This window comes from Vulcanococcus sp. DEBay_Sum22DG08_74 (genome assembly GCF_017852955.1).
In the GTDB taxonomy this organism is placed as follows: domain Bacteria; phylum Cyanobacteriota; class Cyanobacteriia; order PCC-6307; family Cyanobiaceae; genus Vulcanococcus.
Genome location: NZ_JAFMKL010000024.1, coordinates 1 through 19864 on the forward strand (window position 1 = coordinate 1; position 19864 = coordinate 19864).

The following is a 19864-nucleotide window of genomic DNA, read 5'->3' on the forward strand; positions in this document are numbered from 1 at the left end:
TGCCATGAGGGCTGTGCTGCCCATGGCAGCGACGACACGGCAGCTGCCGCCCAGGGCCTGCAGCGCCTACAGGATTTCCAGCAGGCCGTTGAGAACAGCTTCTGCTGCGGAGCCTCGGTGGATCTGCTGTTGGTCGGGATGGACACCGACACCGACGCCATTCGGGTCCACGTCCCCAGCGCCGACGGGAAGACCAACCTCGAGAGCTGGCTGGATGCCCGCGATGTCTACGCCGCGACCCGCTCGATGCGTGCCGATCAGGCACGGATTGAGATCGAGAACCAGGTCAAAGCCGCAGCAGCCGCAACACCGGATGAGGGCATGGTCAAGCTGATCAGCCGCCTGATCGAGAACAACCTCTCCCAGATCGACTACGTCCGCCAGTACCACGGCGGCAGCTACAGCGACTTCGGCCACGCCGAGCGCTTCATTGGCGTCGGCATCGGGTTCAAGGAAATCCACCTGCGCAACCTGACCTACTTCGCCTACATGGACACCGTTGAAGAGGGCGCCCCTGATCTCGATGTCGGGGTCAAGATCTTCAAGGGCCTCAACGTCTCCCGCGGCCTACCGATTCCTGTGGTGCTGCGGTTCGACTATCACGGTGCCGTTCCCGGCGCCCGGGAGCGGGCCATCCAGCACTGCGAGCGGGTCAAGGCTGCGATCGAGGCCCGCTACAGCGAGCTCTGCGAACAAGGACTCCTTCACACCCTGCTCACCGTGAGGGATCGGGATCGGCACGTGCCGGCCGAGACCGTAAGTTCCTCAATCACGTTCAACACAGGAGGGGGGCACTGACATGTTGATCTGCAAAGTTGTGAAGCCACTGGTTTCCACCAACCGCATCGCTGACTTTCAGCACAAGCATCTTCAGGTGGTGCTCGATGGCAGCACTCAGAAGGTGGCCGTCGATGCAGTCGGTGCCATCCCCGGGGATTGGGTGATCTGCGTCGGTAGCTCCGCCGCCCGCGAAGCCGCCGGCAGCAAGTCCTACCCCAGCGATCTGACGATCGTCGGGATCATTGACCATTGGGATCCCGAGGCCGGCAAAGAAATGGCCGCGGGCAAACCCCAAGGGGGCGCCAAGTAATGGAAATCATGCAGGTGATGGGATCGATGGTCTGCACCCAACGGGTGGAGGGTTTCGCGCACCAAACCCTGCGAATCCTGCGCAATAACAAAGGCAAGTTGAGCGTGGCCACCGATCCGGTGGGCGCCTCCCCCGGCAACTGGGTGTTCACCGCCAGTGGCTCCGCCGCTCGCCATGCCACCGGCAACGCCAACCTCTTCACCGATCTCACGATCGGCGGAATCATCGACCACTGGTCGCCCGACGGCTAAGGAGCCCTTGGTTCCTCCCAGCCAGCCTGGGTCCACTCCGTTACCACCAGCGACCATCCACCGGGCTTAGCCCATCACCGTCATGGCCACACCACGTTCCCGAGCTACCAGCACTTCAGCCAGCGCTAAATCCAGCGCAGCCGCGAAGCCCGCTGCCGCCAAGCCGGCCGCCGGGACCACTCCGGTGACCGCCATCCCCGCGGCGGCTGCCAAGGCCACCACCGCCGCACCGGCGGCAGCGGCGGCGGCCTCCGCTCCCGTGACGGTGACCGCCAAGACGGTCGCCTCGACCCCTGCGAAGAGTGCGGCCAGCACAGCAGCGAAAGCTGCTCCCGCTGCCCGTCGCAGCAGCACCCGTGCTGCCGCCTCTCGCTCCTCTGCCTCCGGCTCGGGCTCCGGCGGCAACCGCTCCACCCCCTCCACTCGCACCTCCCCCATGGCTTCTTCCGTTCAAGGCATCGCTCTCGGCATGATCGAGACCCGCGGTCTGGTGCCCGCCATCGAGGCTGCTGATGCCATGACCAAGGCAGCCGAAGTGACCCTGATCGGTCGCGAGTTTGTCGGTGGTGGTTACGTCACCGTTCTGGTCCGCGGCGAAACCGGTGCTGTGAACGCCGCCGTTCGCGCCGGCGCCGATGCCTGCGAGCGCGTGGGTGATGGCCTGGTGGCCGCCCACATCATTGCCCGCCCCCACTCCGAGGTCGAGCCTGCTCTGGTGAGCAGCAACAACCGCCGGGCCTGATCACCATGGACGCCGTCCATCCGCGCGTCCTGGGTTTTCTTGGGCGTGCCCTCAGCCTTGAGCTGACCGCTGTTCAGCAGTACATGACCCAGGCCTCCCTCGTGGGGCTCTGGGGTGATGCGGCATCGGCCGATCGGTTCCGCGAGGAGACCGTCGAAGAGATGCAGCACGCTGAACGCATCGTCCAACAGATGCTGTCGCTTGGCGCGGCACCGGCTGCTTCCCAACTCCAGCCGGTGACCCATGCCGCCGATCTAGTGGGTCTGCTTGAGCAGAACGCCGATCTCGAGCAGCAGCTCGTCAACCATTACGACGAGGCGGTCCGCTTCTGTCGCTTGGTCAACGACCAAAACAACGCGGCCTTCTTCCAATCCCTGTTGGAGGACGAGCAGCACCACATGCAGGAGCTCGAGACCTGGCTCAACGAGCTCGGTGGGCGTCGTCCCCGCGGCTACGGGCGCTATGGCTCCCGCCGCCGCGGGGCACCGCAAGACCGCGCCACGTTCTGAGTCCATTCGGCGCTTGAGGATCTGCCCAACCGGGATCAGAAGCGCCTAGATTCCGCCGCCGAAGCTGCTTTCGGCGGCCCAATTCTTTAACCGTTTGAGCGCTGCTCTCCCCCTTCCCCTGCAACTGATCTGGCTGATCCCGGTGTACGGGTTCAGCGGGATGCTCCTGTCGTTGCCCTGGGCTACGGGGTGGATCAAACGCAATGGCCCCCGCCCGGCGGCCTACCTCAACCTTCTTGTCACCCTGCTGGCCGTGATCCACGGCAGCCTGGTGCTCCGTTCGGTCTACGAGATCGGCCCTCAGCATCTCGATCTGGCCTGGTTTCAAGCCGCTGACCTCGACCTGCGCATCGGCTTCGATCTGTCGCTGACGAACCTGGCGGCCCTGGAGCTCGTCACGACGATGAGCCTGATCTGCCAGGTCTATGCCCTGGGCTACCTGGATAAGGAATGGTCCCTGGCCCGCTTCTACGCCCTGGTGGGCTTCTTTGAAGGGGCCATGAGTGGGGTGGTGCTCAGCAGCAACCTGTTCATGAGCTATTTCCTGCTGGAGATGCTCACCCTCTCCACCTATCTGCTGGTTGGCTTTTGGTATGCCCAACCACTGGTGGTCACCGCGGCTCGGGACGCCTTCCTCACCAAGCGCGTCGGTGATGTCCTGTTGTTGATGGGGGTGGTGGCGCTCTCGGCCTTTGCAGGCTCGATGGAGTTCACCGACCTCTACAGCTGGGCCGGCGGCTTGAAAGACAGTGGCGCCCTCGGCCCCCTGGGCATCACCCTGCTTGGCCTGGGGTTGATCGCCGGTCCAATGGGTAAGTGCGCCCAATTCCCGATGCACCTCTGGCTGGATGAAGCCATGGAGGGCCCGAACCCGGCCTCGATCCTCAGGAACTCCGTCGTGGTGACCTGCGGCGCGATCGTCCTGATGAAGCTGATGCCGATCGTCCGGCTCTCACCAGTCGCAACAGACGTCTTGCTGGCGGTGGGGACCATCAGCGCCATCGGCGGCGCCCTGGTGTCGTTGGCCCAGGTGGACCTCAAGCGCGCCTTCAGCTACTCGACCACCTCCTATTTGGGGCTGGTCTTCATCGCCATTGCGCTGCAGCGCCCTGGCATCGCCCTGCTGTTGCTCTTTGCCCACGGTCTGGCACGGGCCCTGCAGTTCATGGGGGTGGGCAGCATCATCGCCACCACCAACTGCCAGGACCTGACTGAACTGGGCGGCATTGGCACCCGCATGCCCGCGACCTCTCTGGCCTTCATCATCGGCAGCGCCGGTGTCGTGGGCCTGCTGCCCTTGGGCTCCTTCTGGTGCTACGGCCTGATGATCAACAGCCTCAAGGAGAGCGACCCGGGCTTTGCGGTGGTCTTCTTGATCACCAACCTGCTGACGGCCACCAACGCCACCAGGGTCTACCGATCCGTCTTCCTTGGCAAACCACTGCCCAAAACCAAGCGCACCCCTGAGGTCAATTGGTTGATGGCCCTGCCCATCGTCAGCCTGAGCGTGATCGTGATGCTGCTGCCCGCGATGATGCAGCGCATTGATCCGGTTCCGGGGATCGCCTCCTTCAGCCTCAGCATCGGGCTTGCGGTCGCGGCCTCCGGTCTGATTGGTGTCGTCATTGGGGCTGTGATTCCCCTGGATCAGTTCTGGTCGCGCTCGACCACCCCTTGGGTTCGAACCCTGCAGGACCTTCTGGCCTACGACTTCTACACACCTGAGATCTACAAGCGCACGGTGGTGAGCCTGGTGGCCAACTTGGCCCAATTCACCCGCTGGTTCGATCTCAACGTGATCAAGGCCATGGCTGATGGTGTCGGCAATCTCTCGATGGCCACAGCCAACGGCCTGAAGCTCAGCGTCAGCGGCAAGACCCAGAGCTATGTGCTGACGGTGCTGCTGGCGATTGTCTTGCTGCTTGGTGTCCTTCAGCTGGGGCAGGGTTAACCGATGTTGCTGAGTTCTCTGCTGTTGATCCCCTTCCTGGGGACCGCCGCGCTGTTGCTTTGGCCTGGGGAGCAACCCCTGGGGCGCCTGCGGCTGATCACGATTGGAATCCTGGTGATCCAGCTGATCGCCAGCCTGGTGATCACAGTCCAGTTCGATCCCAGCGTGGCTGGGATGCAGCTCCAGGAGTTCCACCGCTGGGTCCCTGGCATTGGTCTGGATTACGCCCTCGGGATCGATGGCCTGTCCTTGCCCCTGGTGCTGATCAATGCCGCCCTGACCTTGGTCTCGGCGATCATCACCCGCGACATCGACCGAAGACCGCGGATCTACTTCGCCATGCTGCTGTTGATCAGCGGTGCGGTGAATGGGGCCTTCATCGCCGACAACCTGCTGCTGTTCTTCCTCTTCTATGAGCTGGAACTGATTCCGCTCTGGCTCTTGATCTCCGTCTGGGGCGGAGCGAACAAGGCCTATGCCGCCACGAAATTCCTGATCTTCACAGCGATCTCAGGAATGCTGATCCTGGGCGCCTTCCTCGGCTTGGCGCTGCTGACTGGAACCGTGGATTTCAGCATCACCCCGGTCCTCTCCGATCGTCTGGCCATGGGCGGTCAGATCGTGCTCCTGGTTGCGATCTTGCTGGGCTTTGGGATCAAGATCCCGCTGGTGCCGCTGCACAACTGGCTGCCCGATGCCCACACCCAGGCCGCTACTCCGGTGTCGGTTCTCCTGGCTGGTGTGCTGCTGAAGCTCGGCACCTATGGGCTGCTGCGTTTTGGCCTGCAGCTCTTCCCAGAGGCCTGGGCTGAGCTGGCCCCTGGCCTCGCGATCTGGGCGGCCATCTCCGTGCTCTACGGCTCCCTGGCGGCCATTGCCCAGACCGACATGAAGCGGATGGTCGCCTTCAGCTCCGTCGGCCACATGGGCTACGTGCTCCTGGCTGCCGCGGCCAACACCCCCATCAGCCTGCTGGGGGCGGTGTTCCAGATGGTGGCCCACGGTCTGATCTCGGCCCTGCTCTTCCTGCTGGTGGGCATCGTCTACCGCAAGACCGGCACCCGCGACCTCAAGGTGCTCCATGGTTTGTTGAGCCCTGAAAAGGGTCTCCCCCTGACCGGGACGTTGATGATCCTGGCGGTGATGGCCAGCGCCGGCCTGCCGGGCATGGCCGGATTCATCTCGGAATTCCTGGTCTTCCGCGGCAGCATCGCCGCCTTCCCCGTCGCCACCCTGCTTTCGATGGTGGGCTCGGGCCTCACGGCCGTCTACTTCCTGCTGCTGGTGAACCGCGCCTTCTTTGGCCGCCTCTCCATTACCCCCGACAGCGACGATCCCATTCGGGATGCACGCTTGGATGTCCAACTCGCGCCGGTGGCTCCCCGGGAGACCTATCCCGCCCTTGCCCTGGCCGCAGCGATCATTGGCCTGGGCCTCTTACCGTTTGGCCTCAGCTATCTGAGCGAAACCTCGCTCACAGCCTTGGCCCTGCAATCGATGGGAGTGAGCTGAGATGCCTGTCATTCCTGCTGAGCTGGTTCACAGCAACCCCGGCCTCGACGCCGAGCAGATCATCGCCAAACTCCTCGGTGGTGAGACCCTGCTGAGCGACACCTCCGATCACCTGATTGAGGTGGTCGATGTGCTCGAGAGCTATGGCGAGGTGCTCGATGCCTACAGCAAAAACCTGATCTACCAAGGGGAACATCAGTTCCTCAACCCATTCCCGATCTTCAAGTACCTCGACGGGGACCTCAGCCCCGCCAAGATCTGGCGCCACCTCAACCACGACCGCATCAACTTCGAGTACGCCGAGTACTGCATGAAGGGCATGCTCTGGCATGCCACCGGCGGGATGGATGCCTACTTCGACAGTGAGGCCTTTGGCGAGAACTGCAAGGCGATCATTGCCGCCAAGCGCCGGCGTGATCCGCTGCTGGCGATCCTGCATCCCCTGTTCCCAGACTTCCTCAGCGAACTGATTCGCAACGCCGCCACCACCCATGCCCTGGGGCAGTTCTGGCGCGTGATGAGCGATTTGTTCATCGACCTGGCCAAGGCGGAGCGCTCCGGTGCCGTGCGCTCGATCCCGGATGTGGTCGACTTCATCAAGCAGGGGCTCGTGGCCGCCGCCGCTAACCCGATCGAATACGGCGTGATGATCGGCGGCCAACGGTTCTGGATCCTGCCGCCGGAAGCCAAGCTCACCTTCCTGGTGGATGTGGCCGTTCCCTACGTCGAGGCGGTCTTCCTGCGGGGGATGCCCTTCTTGGGCACTGTCAGCTACAACGCCCAGGCCCAGCAAATCTCACCGGACCAGGCGACCTTCACCTACGGCGCCCTCTACGCCGACCCGCTGCCCACGATGGGTGCGGGCGTGCCCCCCAGCCTGCTGATGCAGGACATGTACCGCCATCTTCCGGAGCGATTGCACCAGTGGTATCTGGTGCGCACCCGCGGAGAAGGGGACGTGCGCGAAAAGATCTGCCGCAGCTTCCAGAAGTCGATGTTCTGCGTGACCAACGCCGCCATCAGCGGCACCATGCCCCACGCCCTGGACACGACCAACCCGGAAGAACAGGAGGCCAATCGCGCCTATGCCGCCTCCTGGGCCGCTCGCCTGGTGATTGGCCGCACCGATTGCCTCGCGGCGTAGGGTCAACCCATGGATCAACTCTGGAATCCCCGGCCCAAGCCCGATCGCGTTGAGTGGCTGGAGCGCCGGATTGAGTTCGAGGACTACGCCGGGAACCGGGCGTTTTTGGATCGCCTCAACGATTTCTGCGAGCAGGAAGGGCGCTACCCCGACATCAGTTTTGGGCGTACATACGTGAACATCACCCTCCGGCCCGAGGAGGAGGGGGCGAGCATCGGCGAGGCTGACCACGCGTTTGCCGCTGCCATCGATGGCCTCGTCTGAGCAGCCCGACAACACGCCCGTCGATCTTCAGGCCGCCTATGAAGGGGCCGAGGTCCAAGAGGTTCTCGATCAGCTGGACCAGGAGTTGATTGGACTCCAGCCGGTCAAGACCCGGATCCGTGAAATCGCCGCCCTGCTAGTCGTCGACCGGGCCCGCAAGCAGGTGGGACTCTCCACCACGGCCCCCAGCCTGCACATGTCCTTCACCGGTCGGCCAGGAACGGGGAAGACGACCGTGGCCGAGCGGATGTCCCAAATCCTGCACAAGCTCGGCTACGTGCGCAAAGGTCACGTGGTCACCGCCACCCGGGATGATCTGGTGGGGCAATACATCGGCCACACCGCTCCCAAGACCCGGGAGATGCTCAAAAAGGCGATGGGTGGGGTGCTGTTTATTGATGAGGCGTACTACCTCTATCGCCCTGAAAATGAGCGCGACTACGGAGCCGAGGCGATTGAGATCCTGCTCCAGGTCATGGAGAACAACCGCGATGACCTGGTGGTGATCTTTGCCGGTTACAAGGAGCGGATGGATGTCTTCTACCAAAGCAATCCTGGGCTCTCCTCTCGAGTCGCTAACCACATTGACTTTCCGGATTACAGCGCCAGCGAACTGCTTGCCATTGCGCGGCTGATCCTGGCGGAGGAGAACTACCGCTTCAGCGAGGAGGCCCTGGCGGCCTTCGAGGATTACATCGATCGGCGCATGCAACTGCCGTTCTTTGCCAATGCCCGCTCGATTCGCAATGCGATCGATCGCTCGCGGATGCGCCAAGCCAATCGCCTGTTCAATGTGATGAACAGCAGTCAGCTCACCAAGCTGGATCTGATGACGATCGAAGCGGAGGACATCACCGCCAGCCGCGTCTTCTCCGGGGAGGTCGAAGGCCTTGACCCCAGTGAACCGATCACCGGCTAATCCCTAGCGGGTCCGGCGGCGGGAGTCGATCTGGAGGAGGTCACGGACCTGTTGAATCTGACGGCCCAACTGGGGGTCAGCCGCCAGCTTCTTCTCGGTTTGATCCACGGCGTACATCACGGTGGAGTGATCCTTGCCGCCAAAGGCATCGCCAATGCGGGGCAAGGACAAATTGGTGCCCTGGCGCATCAGGTACATGCCCACCTGCCGGGCTTGGCTCACGGCCCGCTTACGGCTGGCGCTCTTCATCTCATCGACGCCCACACCGAAGACCTCGGCCACCTTGTTCAAGACTTGATCCGGGGTGACCTCCACCTCAACACCGGCCGGTTCGAGCATCGGTGCCACCGATTCCACAGTCATCGGCAGACCGGTGATCGAAGCAAAGGCAACGGCTCGGGTCAGGGCACCCTCGAGCTCGCGAATGTTTGAGGTGAAGCGACCCGCGAGGTATTGGATCAGGTCCCGGGGCAGGCTGACCCGCTCGTGCTCCGCCTTCTTGTGCAGGATCGCCATCCGCGTTTCCAAATCAGGCGTTTGGATATCCGCGATCAGGCCCATCGAGAAGCGTGAGATCAAACGCTCCTGCAGACGGGGAATCTGGCTTGGGGGACGATCGCTGGCAATCACGATCTGGCGCCCGGCCTCATGCAGGGCGTTGAAGGTGTGGAAGAACTCCTCCTGGGTGTACTCCTTGCCCTCGATGAACTGGATGTCATCCACCAGGATCAAATCGGCAGCCCGGTAGCGATCCCGAAATTTCTGCATGCCGTCCTTGCGGATGGCCTGGATCAGATCGTTCGTGAAGGTCTCAGTGCTGACGTAGGCGACCCGGGCCTCCGGATCAATCTCCAGGCGGTAATGACCGATGGCCTGCATCAGGTGGGTTTTACCCAGACCCACCCCGCCGCAGATGAACAGCGGGTTGAACTCACGGCCGGGGGCCTCAGCGACGGCCAACGCCGCGGCATGGGCCATTCGACTGTTGGGCCCGACCACGAAGCGGTTGAAGACGTAGCGGGGATTCAGGCCCGGGGCCAACTTGCGCGGGGCCTCACCCGTGGCCGTGCGCTGCTGGGGGGCAGCGGAGCCTGGGGCCACCTCGACCCCGGCGGTCGTGGGGGGCTGACCGTTCAGGGTGATGCCCTGGGCGGACTCACCACCGGCCTCGACGCTGACCGCGATCGGGCGACCGGCGATCTCGCTGGCCACCGCGGCAATGGTGCTCAGGTAGTTCTTGCGCAGCCAGCCGCAAGCAAAGGTATTGGGGGCCAGCAGCTGCAGCTCGTTGCCCTGCAGGTCGACACACGTGGCCGGACGAATCCAGGTCTCAAACGTGGGTTTGGAGAGATTGCCTTGGAGTGCTTCTTGAACCTGACGCCACAGCGTTTCTCCCTGCTGCACCGTCACGTCATCCCCTGGGGTCCATGAATATAGGGGTGGTCTGAGGCGGGAGTGTCTCCGATGATGCGCCTGAACACCTGCCCCACATCTCTGCTGCGCATGACCCGTTTGATGCATGGCGTTCGCCCCCAGCTCGCCTTGGGTTGCTTGCTGCTGAGTGTGGGCCTGAGCGGCTGCGGGACCGGCGGTTTGCGGCTACCGCTCTGGAACGGCAGCAGGGGCGGAGACGGCGCTCAGGTCAGCGATGCGCCCGCCGCCGCCCCCCTGCCGGGGGGCAAAAGTTTTGTGGTCAACGCGGTCGACAAGGTCGGACCGGCAGTGGTGCGAATCGACACGGTGCGGCGGGTGGTCAACCCGATGGGCGGACTGTTTGGCAGTGGTCCCTCGGTGCAGCAACAGCAGGGGCAGGGCTCGGGCTTCATCACCCGATCCGACGGGGTGATCCTGACCAATGCCCACGTGGTCGAGGGCACCAATGAAGTGGGCGTCACCCTGCCGGATGGCCGCAATTTCAAGGGCAAGGTGCTGGGCTCTGACCCGGTCACCGATGTCGCTGTGGTGAAGGTGGCGGCAGCCAACCTGCCCGTGGCACCCCTGGGTAATTCCAAAGGCGTGCGGCCCGGCGAATGGGCGATCGCGATCGGCAACCCCCTGGGTCTCGATAACACCGTCACCTTGGGAATCATCAGCGCGGTGCAGCGCACCAATGCCCTCGGGGAGGGGCAACGGGTGCCCTACATCCAGACCGACGCGGCCGTGAACCCGGGCAACAGCGGCGGTCCCCTGATCAATGACCGCGGTCAGGTGATTGGGATCAACACCGCCATCCGACAGGCCCCTGGCGCGGGTCTGAGCTTTGCCATCCCGATCAACCTCGGGCGCCAAATCGCCGCACAAATCCTCGATCGCGGCCAGGCCTCCCACCCCTACATCGGTGTACGGCTCCAGGCCCTGACCCCCCAACTCGCCAGGGAGGTCAATGCCACCGATGCCGAGTGCCGGCTGCCGGAGACCAAAGGCGTCGTGGTGGTGGAGGTCATCCCCGGCAGTCCAGCCGCCAAGGGAGGCATGCGCGCCTGTGACCTGATTGAGCAGGTCGGCGGCAAGCCCGTGAAGAACCCCTCCGAAGTGCAGGTCGCGGTGGACCAGGGACGCGTCGGCCAGAACCTGGCGATCGTGATCCAGCGCAAGGAGCGGACGCTCACCCTGCAGATCAAGCCCGCTGAACTCCCCCGCGGGAAGTAGGCGCGGCCTTGGCTGCCCCTCTGACCCTGGTGGTCATGGCCCGCTGGCCGGCCCCCGGACGCTGCAAAACCAGGCTGGCCCGCCACACGGGTCGACTGGCGGCGGCCCAGATCCAACGCCAGCTGACGCAGCACAGCCTTGAGGTCAGCGGCCGCTGGAGCCAACGGCACCAGCACAAGCTGCTGATGGCCGTCGACGGTCTGGGGCCCCGCGGGTTGCGCCGCTGGCAGGGGCAGCTGCAGGCGCTCGCTCCAGGGGTTCAGCTCGGGCCACAGGGGGGAGGCAACTTGGGCTGCCGCATGCAGCGGCAGTTGCAGCGGGCCTTCCAGGCGGGGGCTGAGCGGGTGATCGTGATTGGAACGGATCTGCCCGCCCTGGAAACCAGTGATCTCGACGCCGCAGCCGAGGCACTCCTGAGGGCACCGCTGGTCCTTGGGCCCGCCCGAGATGGCGGCTACTGGTTGATTGGCCTGAACCGCTCCGGCTTCCGCCGCGCCGGAGCGCAGCTGATGAGTGGCATCCCCTGGGGCAGCGATCAGGTGCTGCAGCGCAGCCTGGCTGCCGCCGCGGCGCACCAGCTGCCGGCGGTCCTGCTGCGACAGCAGAACGACCTCGATGAACCGAGCGATCTGGAGGACTGGCTGCGCTGCCAGCTGCCGCCCGCATGAAGCGACCGTCCCTGGCCGTCGTCATTCCCGCGCGGCAGGAAGCGCAGCGCCTACCGCTGTTGCTCGCCGATCTGCAGCAGGCCCCACTCGGGCTAGAGACAGAGCTGATCGTGGTGGACTCCAGCGCCGATCCAGGGACCGCCGACGTGGCCCAGCTCGCCGGCGCCCAGGTGATCCGCTGCGCCGCCAACCGTGGACTGCAACTCCAGGTCGGCATTGCCGCTGCAACGTCTCCTTGGTTGTTGCTGTTGCATGCCGACTGCAGGCTTCCGGCCCGTTGGGGGGCGTCGGTGGAACACGCCATGGGGCAAGCACCAGCCGCTTGGTACTTCGACTTCCAGGTCGCCGCGGCCGGTCTGCCGCTGCGGCTGCTGGAGCTGGCCGTTCAGCTGCGCTGCAGGATCCGGGCCCTGCCCTACGGCGACCAAGGGCTGCTGCTGCCGCGGGCCCTGCTGGAGCAGGCCGGGGGCATGCGGCCCCTGCCGCTGATGGAGGACCTGGATCTGATCCAACGGCTCCAACCCCTGGCCCCCCTGCGCCGGCTCGGCCAACCACTGGCGGTCGATGGCCGCCGCTGGAGACGCGATGGGGTGCTGCGAACGGCAGAACGCAACGCGGGCCTGCGCCGGGCCTGGCGCCGCGGCGCCACGGCCCAGGAGCTCGCCCAGCGCTACTACCGCAGCCCCTAGGGGGCGTACCAGAAGGCGCAGCGGCGGTTTTGCGGTTCCAGCTCCCAACCCTGGGCGCCATAGAACTCGATCACGCCGGGATCGGCGAACAGGCTGATGCGCTCCACCTGCATCCGCTGCAGGCGCTCGATCACGTACTGCATCAGCTGTTTGCCCAGGCCCAGACCTTGGTAATGGGGGTGGACGGCCACATCCCAGACGGTGGCCTCGATCACCCCGTCACCGGTGCAGCGGGCAAAGCCCACCAGGCGCGGAAGGCGGGCGTCATGGCGCCAGAGGGCCACCACCAGGAGGCTGTTCTCCAGGGCAATGCGCACCCGCCTCATCGGACGGCGGCTCCAACCCACCGCATCGGTGAGCTGCTCGAGCTCATAGAGATCAATCTCCCGCTCCTGGCTCAAGACCAGTGAAGTCGGGGCGTTTGGGGTCGCGCAGACGCGATGGTCCCGGCCGTAGAGCTCCTCCAGTTCAGTGGCGCTGGAACCAATCAGAACGGAGCTCCCTGCGGGTTCGGTTGATCCTGACCCACCAGGTCACCCCCTTGATGCAGGCTGGGTCCGTTTCTTGCATTGGGATCCCTGGGCGCAGCACCTCTGCTGGTTGGCGTACATGGTTGGCTGCTCTCCGGGCGGCTGTGGGATCCGCTGCGCACGGCCCTGGAGCCCAGGTGGGACTGCTGGACCCCTGATCTGCCGGGCTTTGGCCAACGCCCGAGGCCCCAAGGCCTGCGGACCAACTTGGTCAGCTATGGCCGCTGGCTGGCGGAGGCGGCCCAGGAGCAAGCCGGCGGCCGGCCGATCGTGCTGATCGGCCACTCCCTGGGGGGAAGCCTGGTGCTCCATGCCGCCCCCCATCTGGGGGAGCAACTGCGGGGCATCATCCAGGTCGCCTCCGGAGGCGGGGTCTATCAGCCGCGGCCCTTTCGGATGGTGCGCAACGGCGGAGCCACCTTTTTGCGCTGGCGGCCGAGTTGGCTCGCCCAGCTCCCTGGCACCGAGGCCATTCGCAGCCCCCTGGTGGCGGAGCTCCGCGCCGCCCGCGGGCTGCTGGCCTGCAGCATGCAGCGCGGGGCCGTGCGCCAGCTGCCGGCGCTGACGAGCCAACTGCAGGTCCCCAGCCTCTGGGTGGTGGGCAGCAAGGACACGGTGATGGAGCCGCGCTACGTCCGCCATCTCTCGGGCTATGCCCCCAATGCCGAGGTGCAGGAGCTCGAAGGGGAAGGGCATCTGCCGATGCGCAGCGCCCCAGACGCCCTCGCCCGAGTCATCGAGGACTGGCTGGATCGAACCTTGTCCTAGAGCCTGGCCAGACCGCGTTCCTGCAGGTCGGCCAACTGGGCATAGAGACCACCGGCTGCGCGCAGGGCCGTGTGGGTTCCCTCTTCGATCAGGCGACCGCGCTTGAGCACCAGGATGCGGTGGGCTGCCTCCACCGTGGCCAGGCGGTGGGCGATGACGATGGCCGTCCGTTGGCGCAGAACCCGATCGAGATCCCGCTGCAGGGTGGCCTCGGTGGATGGGTCCAGGAAGGCCGTGGCCTCGTCCATCACCAAGACCGAGGGATTGCGGATCGCCACCCGCGCCACCGAGAGCAACTGGCGCTCACCGGAGGAGAGGTTGCTGCCGCGCTCACGCAGCTCTGTGGCCAGCCCCGAAGGCAGTCGATCGAGCAGGGGCTCAAGACCCAGCTCCGAGCAGAGGCGCTCGAGCTCGACATCGCTGATGGCGCCATCGAGGCGCAGGTTGTCGGCCACGTTGCCGCTGAACAGGAAGGTGTCCTGCAGCACCACCCCGAGGCGCTGGCGCAGGGTGGGGATGGGCAACTCGCGGATGTCCACGCCATCCAGCAGGATCCGGCCCTGCTGGGGTTCATAGAGGCGGCAGAGCAGGCGGATGATGGTGGTCTTGCCCGATCCGGTCGGACCGACCAAGGCCACGTGCTCCCCAGGGGCAATCCGGAAGGAGAGGTCCGTCAGGATCGGATCGTCCGGGCGGTAGGCGAAGGAGACGTTTTCAAAAATCACCTCACCGGCGCTGCTGAAGTCGCTGCCACTGCGAATGGCGGCCGAGGAGCGCTGGTTCAGGGGCAGCTCCTGAATCTCAATGGGCTCCTCCAGCAGCTCACCGATGCGCTCAACAGCGGTCAGGCCGCCTTGGATCTGAGTGAAGCGCTCCGCCAACTGGCGCAGGGGATCAAACAGGCGCTGGGAATAGAGGATGAAGGTCGTCAGGGTGCCCAGGCCCATCGCCCCAGCGGTGACCATCCAGCCCCCCAGGGCCAGCACCAGGGAAATCGCCCCCAGGGACACCCACTCGATCAACGCCGAGATCGAGGAGTCGTAAAAGATCGTGCCGTTGACCGCATTGCGGTAGGCATCAGCGGTGCGGGCAAAGCGGGCGGAGTTGTGGGACTCCCGGCGGAACATCTGCACAACCTCCAGACCCTGAAGGTTCTCCTGCAAATCCGCGTTCAGCTGGGAGAGCTCTTCGCGGACCCGGTAGTTGGCCTTGCGATAGCGCTTCTGCAACCAGAGCATGGTCAAGGTGACCGGCACCTGCACCGACAGCAGCAACACCCCGAGGCGCGGTTCAATCGCCACCATCGTTCCGGCGATCACCAAGAGGGTGACCAGGTCCGCCAGCAGCCCCACGGCGCCACTGCCAAAGACCTCGGCCAGGGCATCGACGTCACTGGTCAGGCGCGTCAGCAATTTTCCAACGGGCGTGCGGTCGTGGAAGCGCAGCGAGAGGTCGAGGGAATGGGCAAACAGGTCGTTGCGGATCCGCGCGGTCAGACGTTGGCCAACGGCCTGCACGTTGAAGCTCTGAACCCCCTGCAGGCCCAGGCGGATCAGGACCGCCACCAGCAAGAGCGACACCAGCGTCCGCAACTGGCCCGAGAGGGGCATGGCCTGCAGCCAGGGCAGCACCGGCTCCTGACGCAGGGCCGAAATCGCCTGTCCGACGAGCAGGGGTTGAACAGCCGCGGCACCCGCCACCGGGATCAGCAGCACCAGGGTGAGCAGCAGGCGTTTGCGATCGCGCCCGAGGTAGGGCAGAAGACGCAGCAGCCGTTGACGATCGCGCTTGGCCATCAAGCGCCTGCGCTGGCGATTTGATCGACGATCGATTGGATCTCGCCGGAATCGAGCCGCAGCGACAGCGGATGGCCCACCAGGCGGGCGGTGGAGTGGAACAGATCTTCGATGGCGATCAGGCCGTTTTCTTCGAGGGTGCGGCCGGTGGCCACCAGATCGACGATGGCTTCGCTCATGCCGGTGATCGGACCGAGCTCCACCGAGCCGGCCAGATGGATCAACTCCACAGGCAGATCCAGGGCCTCGAAGTACTCCTCAGCGCAGCGGGTGAACTTGCTGGCGATGCGGCAGTGGGCCGGCAGGTCACTGGCCCGGCGATAGGGACTGGAGGCCTTCACGGCCACGCTCATCCGGCAGCCGCCAAAGCCCAGATCCACCAACTGAGCCACGGGCAGCTGGTGTTCCTTCAAGACGTCGTAGCCCACCACCCCCAGCTGGGCCTGGCCGTAGGCCACATAGACCGGCACATCGGCATTGCGCACCAGCAGCGCCCGGGCGCGACCACAGACGCTGGGCACCATCAGCTGGCGGTTGCCCGGCTCCAGCACCGCTGCGAAATCCAGGCCGGCGGCCGCGAAGCGGCGGACCGAGTCCTTCAGCAGGGCTCCCTTGGCCAGCGCGACGGTGATCATGGTTGGCAGCCTGAACCGGGACTTTAACGATGCATGCCGCCACGACGGTTTCGCTGATCCCTGTGCTGAGCGACAACTACGTGTTCGTTCTCCACGGCGAAGGTCCGGGTGCGGTGGTGGTGGATCCGGCGGTGGCCGAGCCCGTGATCGCCTGGCTGGAGGAGAAGGGTCTGGAGCTGGAGGCGATCCTGCACACCCACCACCACAGCGACCACATCGGCGGAACACCCGGGCTGTTGCAGCGCTGGCCTGAGGCGGCGGTGATCGCCAGTGCCGCGGATCGTGAGCGGATCCCGCTGCAAACCCAAGGGGTCCAGGGGGGCGATCAGCTGAGGCTGTTGGGCCGAGAGCTGAGGGTGCTGGAGGTGCCCGGCCACACGCGTCACCACATTGCCTATGTCGTGGAGCCGGAGGCGGGAGGAGCCGCTGAGCTGTTCTGCGGCGACACCTTGTTTGCCGGCGGCTGCGGTCGCCTGTTTGAAGGCACCCCCGAGCAGATGCTCAGCTCCCTGGGCAGCCTGGCCGCCCTGGGGCCCGAGACCCGGGTCTGGTGCGCCCATGAGTACACCGAAGGCAACCTGCGCTGGGCGGCGGAGCGGGAACCGGACAATGCCGCGATCCGCACGCGACTGGCGGAGGTCCAGCAGCTGCGCCGTGAGGGACATCCAACGATCCCCAGCCGCATTGGACTGGAGCAGGAGACGAACCTGTTCATCCGGGCCCAAGACGCGGCGGCGCTGCGCCAGCTGCGCGGCCACAAGGACCTCTGGCGGGGCTAGGGCTCAGCCGCGGGCGATGAGGGCGGCACCACTGGGGTAGAGCCGGCCCTGCTCACCTGCGCGCAGGTGCAACTGACAGCGCTGGCCGCGGGCATAGTCCAGCTCCAAGGGCAGACGCAGGCGCAGGCGTCGGTCATCGAGCTGCACCTGATAGAGCCACTCACGGCCGAGGAATTCCCGGCCCACGACCCAGGCCTCGGCGTCATCGTCCGGAACCAAGGCGATGGCCTGCTGACTGACCAGCACCTCCAAGTCCGAGGAGGAGGACGCAGCAGCCCCGGCCTCCGTTGGTTCGAGCACCCCGAGGGGCGTGAGGCAAAGACCGTCCTGGAGCTGGGCCGGCAGCAGGTTGCCCTGCAGCACAAAGCGACCGACAAAGGAGGTCGCCGGGGCCGTCACCAGGTCGTGGGGGCTGGCGCATTGGTGCAGATGCCCGGACTCCAGGACCGCCACCCGATCACAGATCGCCATGGCCTCCTCCGGGTCGTGGGTCACGATCACCCCGCTGGCGCCGCAACGGGCCAGGACACCGGGAAGCTCCGCCCGCAGGCGCAGCCGCACCTCCACATCCAGATTGGAGAAGGGCTCATCGAGGAGCACCAGGGAACAGCCCGGAGCCAGGGCGCGGGCCAGGGCCAGGCGCTGCCGCTGACCGCCGGAGAGCTCATGGGGATAACGGCGCTCGAGGCCCTTGAGGCCCAGCAGTTCCAACAGCCAGGAGGCGCGACTGGTGTCCTGACCTGGCCTGAGGCCAAAGCAGGCGTTACGCCAGGCATCGAGGTGGGGGAAGAGGGCGTAGTCCTGAAAGACCATGCCCACGCCGCGGCGCTCCGGGGGTAACCAACGTCCCTGCCCGGCCACGGGGCGTCCGCCGATGGACACAGAGCCGCGGTCGGGCTTCTCAAAACCAGCGATCAGGCGCAGCAGGGTGGTTTTGCCGCAGCCCGAGGGGCCCAGCAGGCCGACCAACTCACCGGGCTGGAGCTGGAAATCAATATCGCGAAGGGTCCAGTCACCACTGGAGGCGGGGCCGCTGTAGCGATGCCACAGGCCACTGAGCTCCACCTGCGGCTCCTGGGGGAGATCAGGGCTGGGCATCTCAGGGCGCATTCAGCAGGTTCGCCATAGGCTCGGCGCCACATCCTCTCGTGCAATGACCCTTCCAGCGATTGAGGCGGTGACAACCGCCGCGGCACCCGCACCGGTCGGCCCCTACAACCAGGCCGTCAAGGCGGGTGGGGTGCTCTATTGCTCCGGCCAAATCGCCCTGGATCCAGCCACCGGCGCGATGGTCGGCAATGGAGATGTGGAGGCTGAGACCCGCCAGGTGCTCAGCAACCTCCAGGCCGTGCTCAAGGAAGCCGGCTGCACGCCGCAGCAGGTGGTGCGCACCACGGTCTTCCTGGCCGATCTGGGGGATTTCGCCAAGGTGAACGCGCTCTACGCCGAGGTATTCGGAGAGGGGGTTTCACCGGCTCGCGCCTGCGTGGAGGTGGCCGCACTGCCGAAGGCCGCCCGGGTGGAGATCGACTGCATCGCGGTGCTGGGCTGAATCAGCCGAAAGGTGAGATTGATCCGCTCGGTCCTGACCCGGGCACGGGCCGGTAGGGCGTGCTGCCAGTGGGCCTGGGTGGGCGGATCCATCACCAACAGATCGCCGTCATCCAGGCAAAGCGAGAAGGGCGCCTCAGCGGACGCAAGAGAAGAACGTCTCGGGCGAAAACGCAGATCGCGCGGAACGCCGATGCTCAAGGAGGCGATGGGGGCCTGGTTGTCGAGTTCCGGTTCGTCATCGGCATGCCAGCCCATGCGGTCGTCTCCAGTGCGGTAGCGGTTCAGCAGCAGGCTGTTGAAGCGAACCCCCAACTCCTGCTCCAGGAGATCGCGAAGGGGCGCAATGGAGGGACTCCAGGGGGTGATGGGCTGCACCTGGCCGCTGTAGCGGTAGCTGCAGCCGGGGTCAGCCATCCAGCAGGTCAGACGAGGCGTGGGGTGCTGGCGGCCAAAGACGCGCACCAGGGGCTGCCCCCAGGGAACCTCCTGAGCCAGGCGCTGACGCAGGGATTCCGTGGCGATTCCATGGCCCTGTAGCCAGGCGGAACCGTGGCGCAGCTTCAGGCCAGGACGCTCAATCGCAATCAAGGCTGGGCTGGTTCGATCACCCGAGCTTCAGCCACGGGGGGCGGGGCCAGGAGCGTCAGGCGTGTGGCCTGATCAAGAACCGGGGTGGGATCGAGGGCCAGCATCTGCTCCCCTTGGCGCTGGCGCAACTCGACATGGAGATGGGGGCCACTGGCACGGCCGCTCTGGCCGACCAGGCCCAGGGTGGAGGCGGCCGTCAGGAAGTCACCTTTGCGGACGTTGGCGCTCTGCAGATGGGCATAGAGGCTCTGCCAACCGCGGCCATGGTCCAGGACCACCGTGAGGCCGTAGCCGTCGATGGGCTCCACCAGAACCACACGTCCCGGAAGCATGGCCAGAACAGGCGTGCCCGCGGGAGCCACCAGGTCCTGACCGGCGTGCATGCGCCAGGCCCCGCGGGAACTCGAATAGCGCCAGCCGTAGGGGTCCACCTCCGTGGCTTTGACCGCCAAGGGATAGACCACACGGATCGGCTGACCAGGACGCAGCGGCCAGGCCAGGGAATCGGGCATGGCCTCGCTGATTCCCATCCCTGGCGTCAGGTCAGCGACCGGAGTATCGCCAGGGATTTGCAATGGCCTCTCGGGGAGGGCCAGAGCCGGGAAAGGCAACAGACAGCCCGTCAGCCCGGCGAGGACAGCAACAGCGCGAACGGGGCCGAATCCCATGGTGGGGCGAGGACTTCGGGCCCGTTGTACCGGGGCCCAGCGCCACGGCCAGCCCAGCGGATCGACCGGTAAGCTCCAGACATACGGGGCGTGGCGCAGCTTGGTAGCGCGGGTGCTTTGGGAGCACTAGGTCGCAGGTTCGAATCCTGTCGCCCCGA

23 protein-coding genes and 1 tRNA gene are annotated in these 19864 nt (G+C 65.6%); 17 read left to right on the forward strand and 7 right to left on the reverse strand.

The genetic code is table 11. The features are described from left to right. From QZ184_RS04620 to cbbX, 10 genes are all read left to right on the forward strand, one after another. A partial coding sequence (locus tag QZ184_RS04620; RefSeq protein WP_296418372.1) for a carboxysome shell carbonic anhydrase occupies window positions 1-798 on the forward strand: 798 nt, incomplete at its 5' end. A 1-nt stretch (window position 799) separates the two neighbouring features. Next, entirely contained in the window at window positions 800-1090 is a 291-nt protein-coding gene (locus QZ184_RS04625; protein ID WP_247477759.1) for a carboxysome peptide A, read from the forward strand. Beyond that, on the forward strand, window positions 1090-1341 hold the full coding sequence (locus tag QZ184_RS04630) for a carboxysome peptide B (RefSeq protein ID WP_010316530.1): 252 nt from the start codon (window positions 1090-1092) through the stop codon (window positions 1339-1341). The genes QZ184_RS04625 and QZ184_RS04630 overlap by 1 nt, the downstream gene beginning before the upstream one ends. Window positions 1342-1423: 82 nt before the next feature. Then, the gene (locus QZ184_RS04635) at window positions 1424-2083 is read left to right on the forward strand and encodes a BMC domain-containing protein (RefSeq protein WP_296418375.1); all 660 of its coding nucleotides are present in this window, start codon (window positions 1424-1426) and stop codon (window positions 2081-2083) included. A 5-nt stretch (window positions 2084-2088) separates the two neighbouring features. Further along, on the forward strand, window positions 2089-2592 hold the full coding sequence (locus tag QZ184_RS04640) for a ferritin-like domain-containing protein (RefSeq protein ID WP_296416373.1): 504 nt from the start codon (window positions 2089-2091) through the stop codon (window positions 2590-2592). A 94-nt stretch (window positions 2593-2686) separates the two neighbouring features. Continuing rightward, the gene (locus QZ184_RS04645) at window positions 2687-4543 is read left to right on the forward strand and encodes an NAD(P)H-quinone oxidoreductase subunit F (protein WP_296418376.1); all 1857 of its coding nucleotides are present in this window, start codon (window positions 2687-2689) and stop codon (window positions 4541-4543) included. A 3-nt stretch (window positions 4544-4546) separates the two neighbouring features. Beyond that, complete coding sequence (locus tag QZ184_RS04650; RefSeq protein ID WP_296418377.1) at window positions 4547-6055, forward strand: NADH-quinone oxidoreductase subunit M; 1509 nt, start codon at window positions 4547-4549, stop codon at window positions 6053-6055. Window position 6056: 1 nt separating this feature from the next. Beyond that, window positions 6057-7199, forward strand: a complete 1143-nt coding sequence (locus QZ184_RS04655; RefSeq protein WP_296418379.1) for a CO2 hydration protein — start codon at window positions 6057-6059, stop codon at window positions 7197-7199. Between the two features lie 9 nt (window positions 7200-7208). After that, window positions 7209-7463, forward strand: coding sequence for a 4a-hydroxytetrahydrobiopterin dehydratase (locus QZ184_RS04660; protein WP_010316509.1), 255 nt, complete (start codon window positions 7209-7211; stop codon window positions 7461-7463). Continuing rightward, complete coding sequence (gene cbbX / locus QZ184_RS04665) at window positions 7450-8382, forward strand: CbbX protein (protein ID WP_010316507.1); 933 nt, start codon at window positions 7450-7452, stop codon at window positions 8380-8382. The genes QZ184_RS04660 and cbbX overlap by 14 nt, the downstream gene beginning before the upstream one ends. A gap of 3 nt (window positions 8383-8385) precedes the next feature. Here the strand turns inward: cbbX and dnaA are convergent, their stop codons facing one another. Next, window positions 8386-9792 (reverse strand): chromosomal replication initiator protein DnaA, encoded by a 1407-nt coding sequence (gene dnaA / locus QZ184_RS04670; RefSeq protein ID WP_296416370.1) that lies wholly within the window; start codon window positions 9790-9792, stop codon window positions 8386-8388. A 93-nt stretch (window positions 9793-9885) separates the two neighbouring features. Here dnaA and QZ184_RS04675 point away from each other — a divergent pair, with 93 nt between their 5' ends. From QZ184_RS04675 to QZ184_RS04685, 3 genes are read left to right on the forward strand one after another with little or no spacing between them, the layout of a single operon-like run. Further along, complete coding sequence (locus QZ184_RS04675; protein ID WP_050778462.1) at window positions 9886-11031, forward strand: trypsin-like peptidase domain-containing protein; 1146 nt, start codon at window positions 9886-9888, stop codon at window positions 11029-11031. A gap of 8 nt (window positions 11032-11039) precedes the next feature. Continuing rightward, window positions 11040-11699: a TIGR04282 family arsenosugar biosynthesis glycosyltransferase gene (locus QZ184_RS04680; RefSeq protein ID WP_296418382.1), complete on the forward strand. Its 660-nt coding sequence runs from the start codon at window positions 11040-11042 to the stop codon at window positions 11697-11699. Continuing rightward, the gene (locus tag QZ184_RS04685) at window positions 11696-12388 is read left to right on the forward strand and encodes a TIGR04283 family arsenosugar biosynthesis glycosyltransferase (RefSeq protein ID WP_296418384.1); all 693 of its coding nucleotides are present in this window, start codon (window positions 11696-11698) and stop codon (window positions 12386-12388) included. The genes QZ184_RS04680 and QZ184_RS04685 overlap by 4 nt, the downstream gene beginning before the upstream one ends. Here QZ184_RS04685 and QZ184_RS04690 read toward each other — a convergent pair. After that, window positions 12385-12855: a GNAT family N-acetyltransferase gene (locus tag QZ184_RS04690; RefSeq protein WP_247479926.1), complete on the reverse strand. Its 471-nt coding sequence runs from the start codon at window positions 12853-12855 to the stop codon at window positions 12385-12387. The genes QZ184_RS04685 and QZ184_RS04690 overlap by 4 nt on opposite strands. Window positions 12856-12957: 102 nt before the next feature. Here QZ184_RS04690 and QZ184_RS04695 point away from each other — a divergent pair, with 102 nt between their 5' ends. Next, a complete protein-coding gene (locus QZ184_RS04695; RefSeq protein ID WP_363159549.1) occupies window positions 12958-13686 on the forward strand; it encodes an alpha/beta hydrolase in 729 nt (242 codons plus the stop codon). On the opposite strand, the gene QZ184_RS04700 is transcribed toward QZ184_RS04695, so the two are convergent. Together QZ184_RS04700 and hisG are read right to left on the reverse strand one after the other, a co-directional pair. Further along, window positions 13683-15482, reverse strand: coding sequence for an ABC transporter ATP-binding protein (locus QZ184_RS04700; protein ID WP_296418388.1), 1800 nt, complete (start codon window positions 15480-15482; stop codon window positions 13683-13685). The genes QZ184_RS04695 and QZ184_RS04700 overlap by 4 nt on opposite strands. Then, window positions 15482-16117, reverse strand: coding sequence for an ATP phosphoribosyltransferase (hisG, locus tag QZ184_RS04705; RefSeq protein ID WP_010316491.1), 636 nt, complete (start codon window positions 16115-16117; stop codon window positions 15482-15484). The genes QZ184_RS04700 and hisG overlap by 1 nt, the downstream gene beginning before the upstream one ends. A 29-nt stretch (window positions 16118-16146) precedes the next feature. Here hisG and gloB point away from each other — a divergent pair, with 29 nt between their 5' ends. Then, entirely contained in the window at window positions 16147-16896 is a 750-nt protein-coding gene (gene gloB / locus QZ184_RS04710) for a hydroxyacylglutathione hydrolase (RefSeq protein WP_296418390.1), read from the forward strand. 3 nt (window positions 16897-16899) lie between these two features. Here the strand turns inward: gloB and QZ184_RS04715 are convergent, their stop codons facing one another. Continuing rightward, window positions 16900-18006, reverse strand: a complete 1107-nt coding sequence (locus QZ184_RS04715; RefSeq protein ID WP_247477735.1) for an ABC transporter ATP-binding protein — start codon at window positions 18004-18006, stop codon at window positions 16900-16902. Window positions 18007-18049: 43 nt separating this feature from the next. Here QZ184_RS04715 and QZ184_RS04720 point away from each other — a divergent pair, with 43 nt between their 5' ends. Continuing rightward, the gene (locus tag QZ184_RS04720) at window positions 18050-18448 is read left to right on the forward strand and encodes a Rid family detoxifying hydrolase (protein WP_071777973.1); all 399 of its coding nucleotides are present in this window, start codon (window positions 18050-18052) and stop codon (window positions 18446-18448) included. Here the strand turns inward: QZ184_RS04720 and QZ184_RS04725 are convergent. Beyond that, complete coding sequence (locus tag QZ184_RS04725) at window positions 18337-19038, reverse strand: alpha-ketoglutarate-dependent dioxygenase AlkB (protein WP_296418392.1); 702 nt, start codon at window positions 19036-19038, stop codon at window positions 18337-18339. The genes QZ184_RS04720 and QZ184_RS04725 overlap by 112 nt on opposite strands. Further along, complete coding sequence (locus QZ184_RS04730) at window positions 19035-19706, reverse strand: M23 family metallopeptidase (protein ID WP_156797900.1); 672 nt, start codon at window positions 19704-19706, stop codon at window positions 19035-19037. The genes QZ184_RS04725 and QZ184_RS04730 overlap by 4 nt, the downstream gene beginning before the upstream one ends. An 84-nt stretch (window positions 19707-19790) precedes the next feature. On the opposite strand from QZ184_RS04730, the gene QZ184_RS04735 reads away from it, so the two are divergent. Then, window positions 19791-19864, forward strand: a tRNA-Pro gene (locus QZ184_RS04735).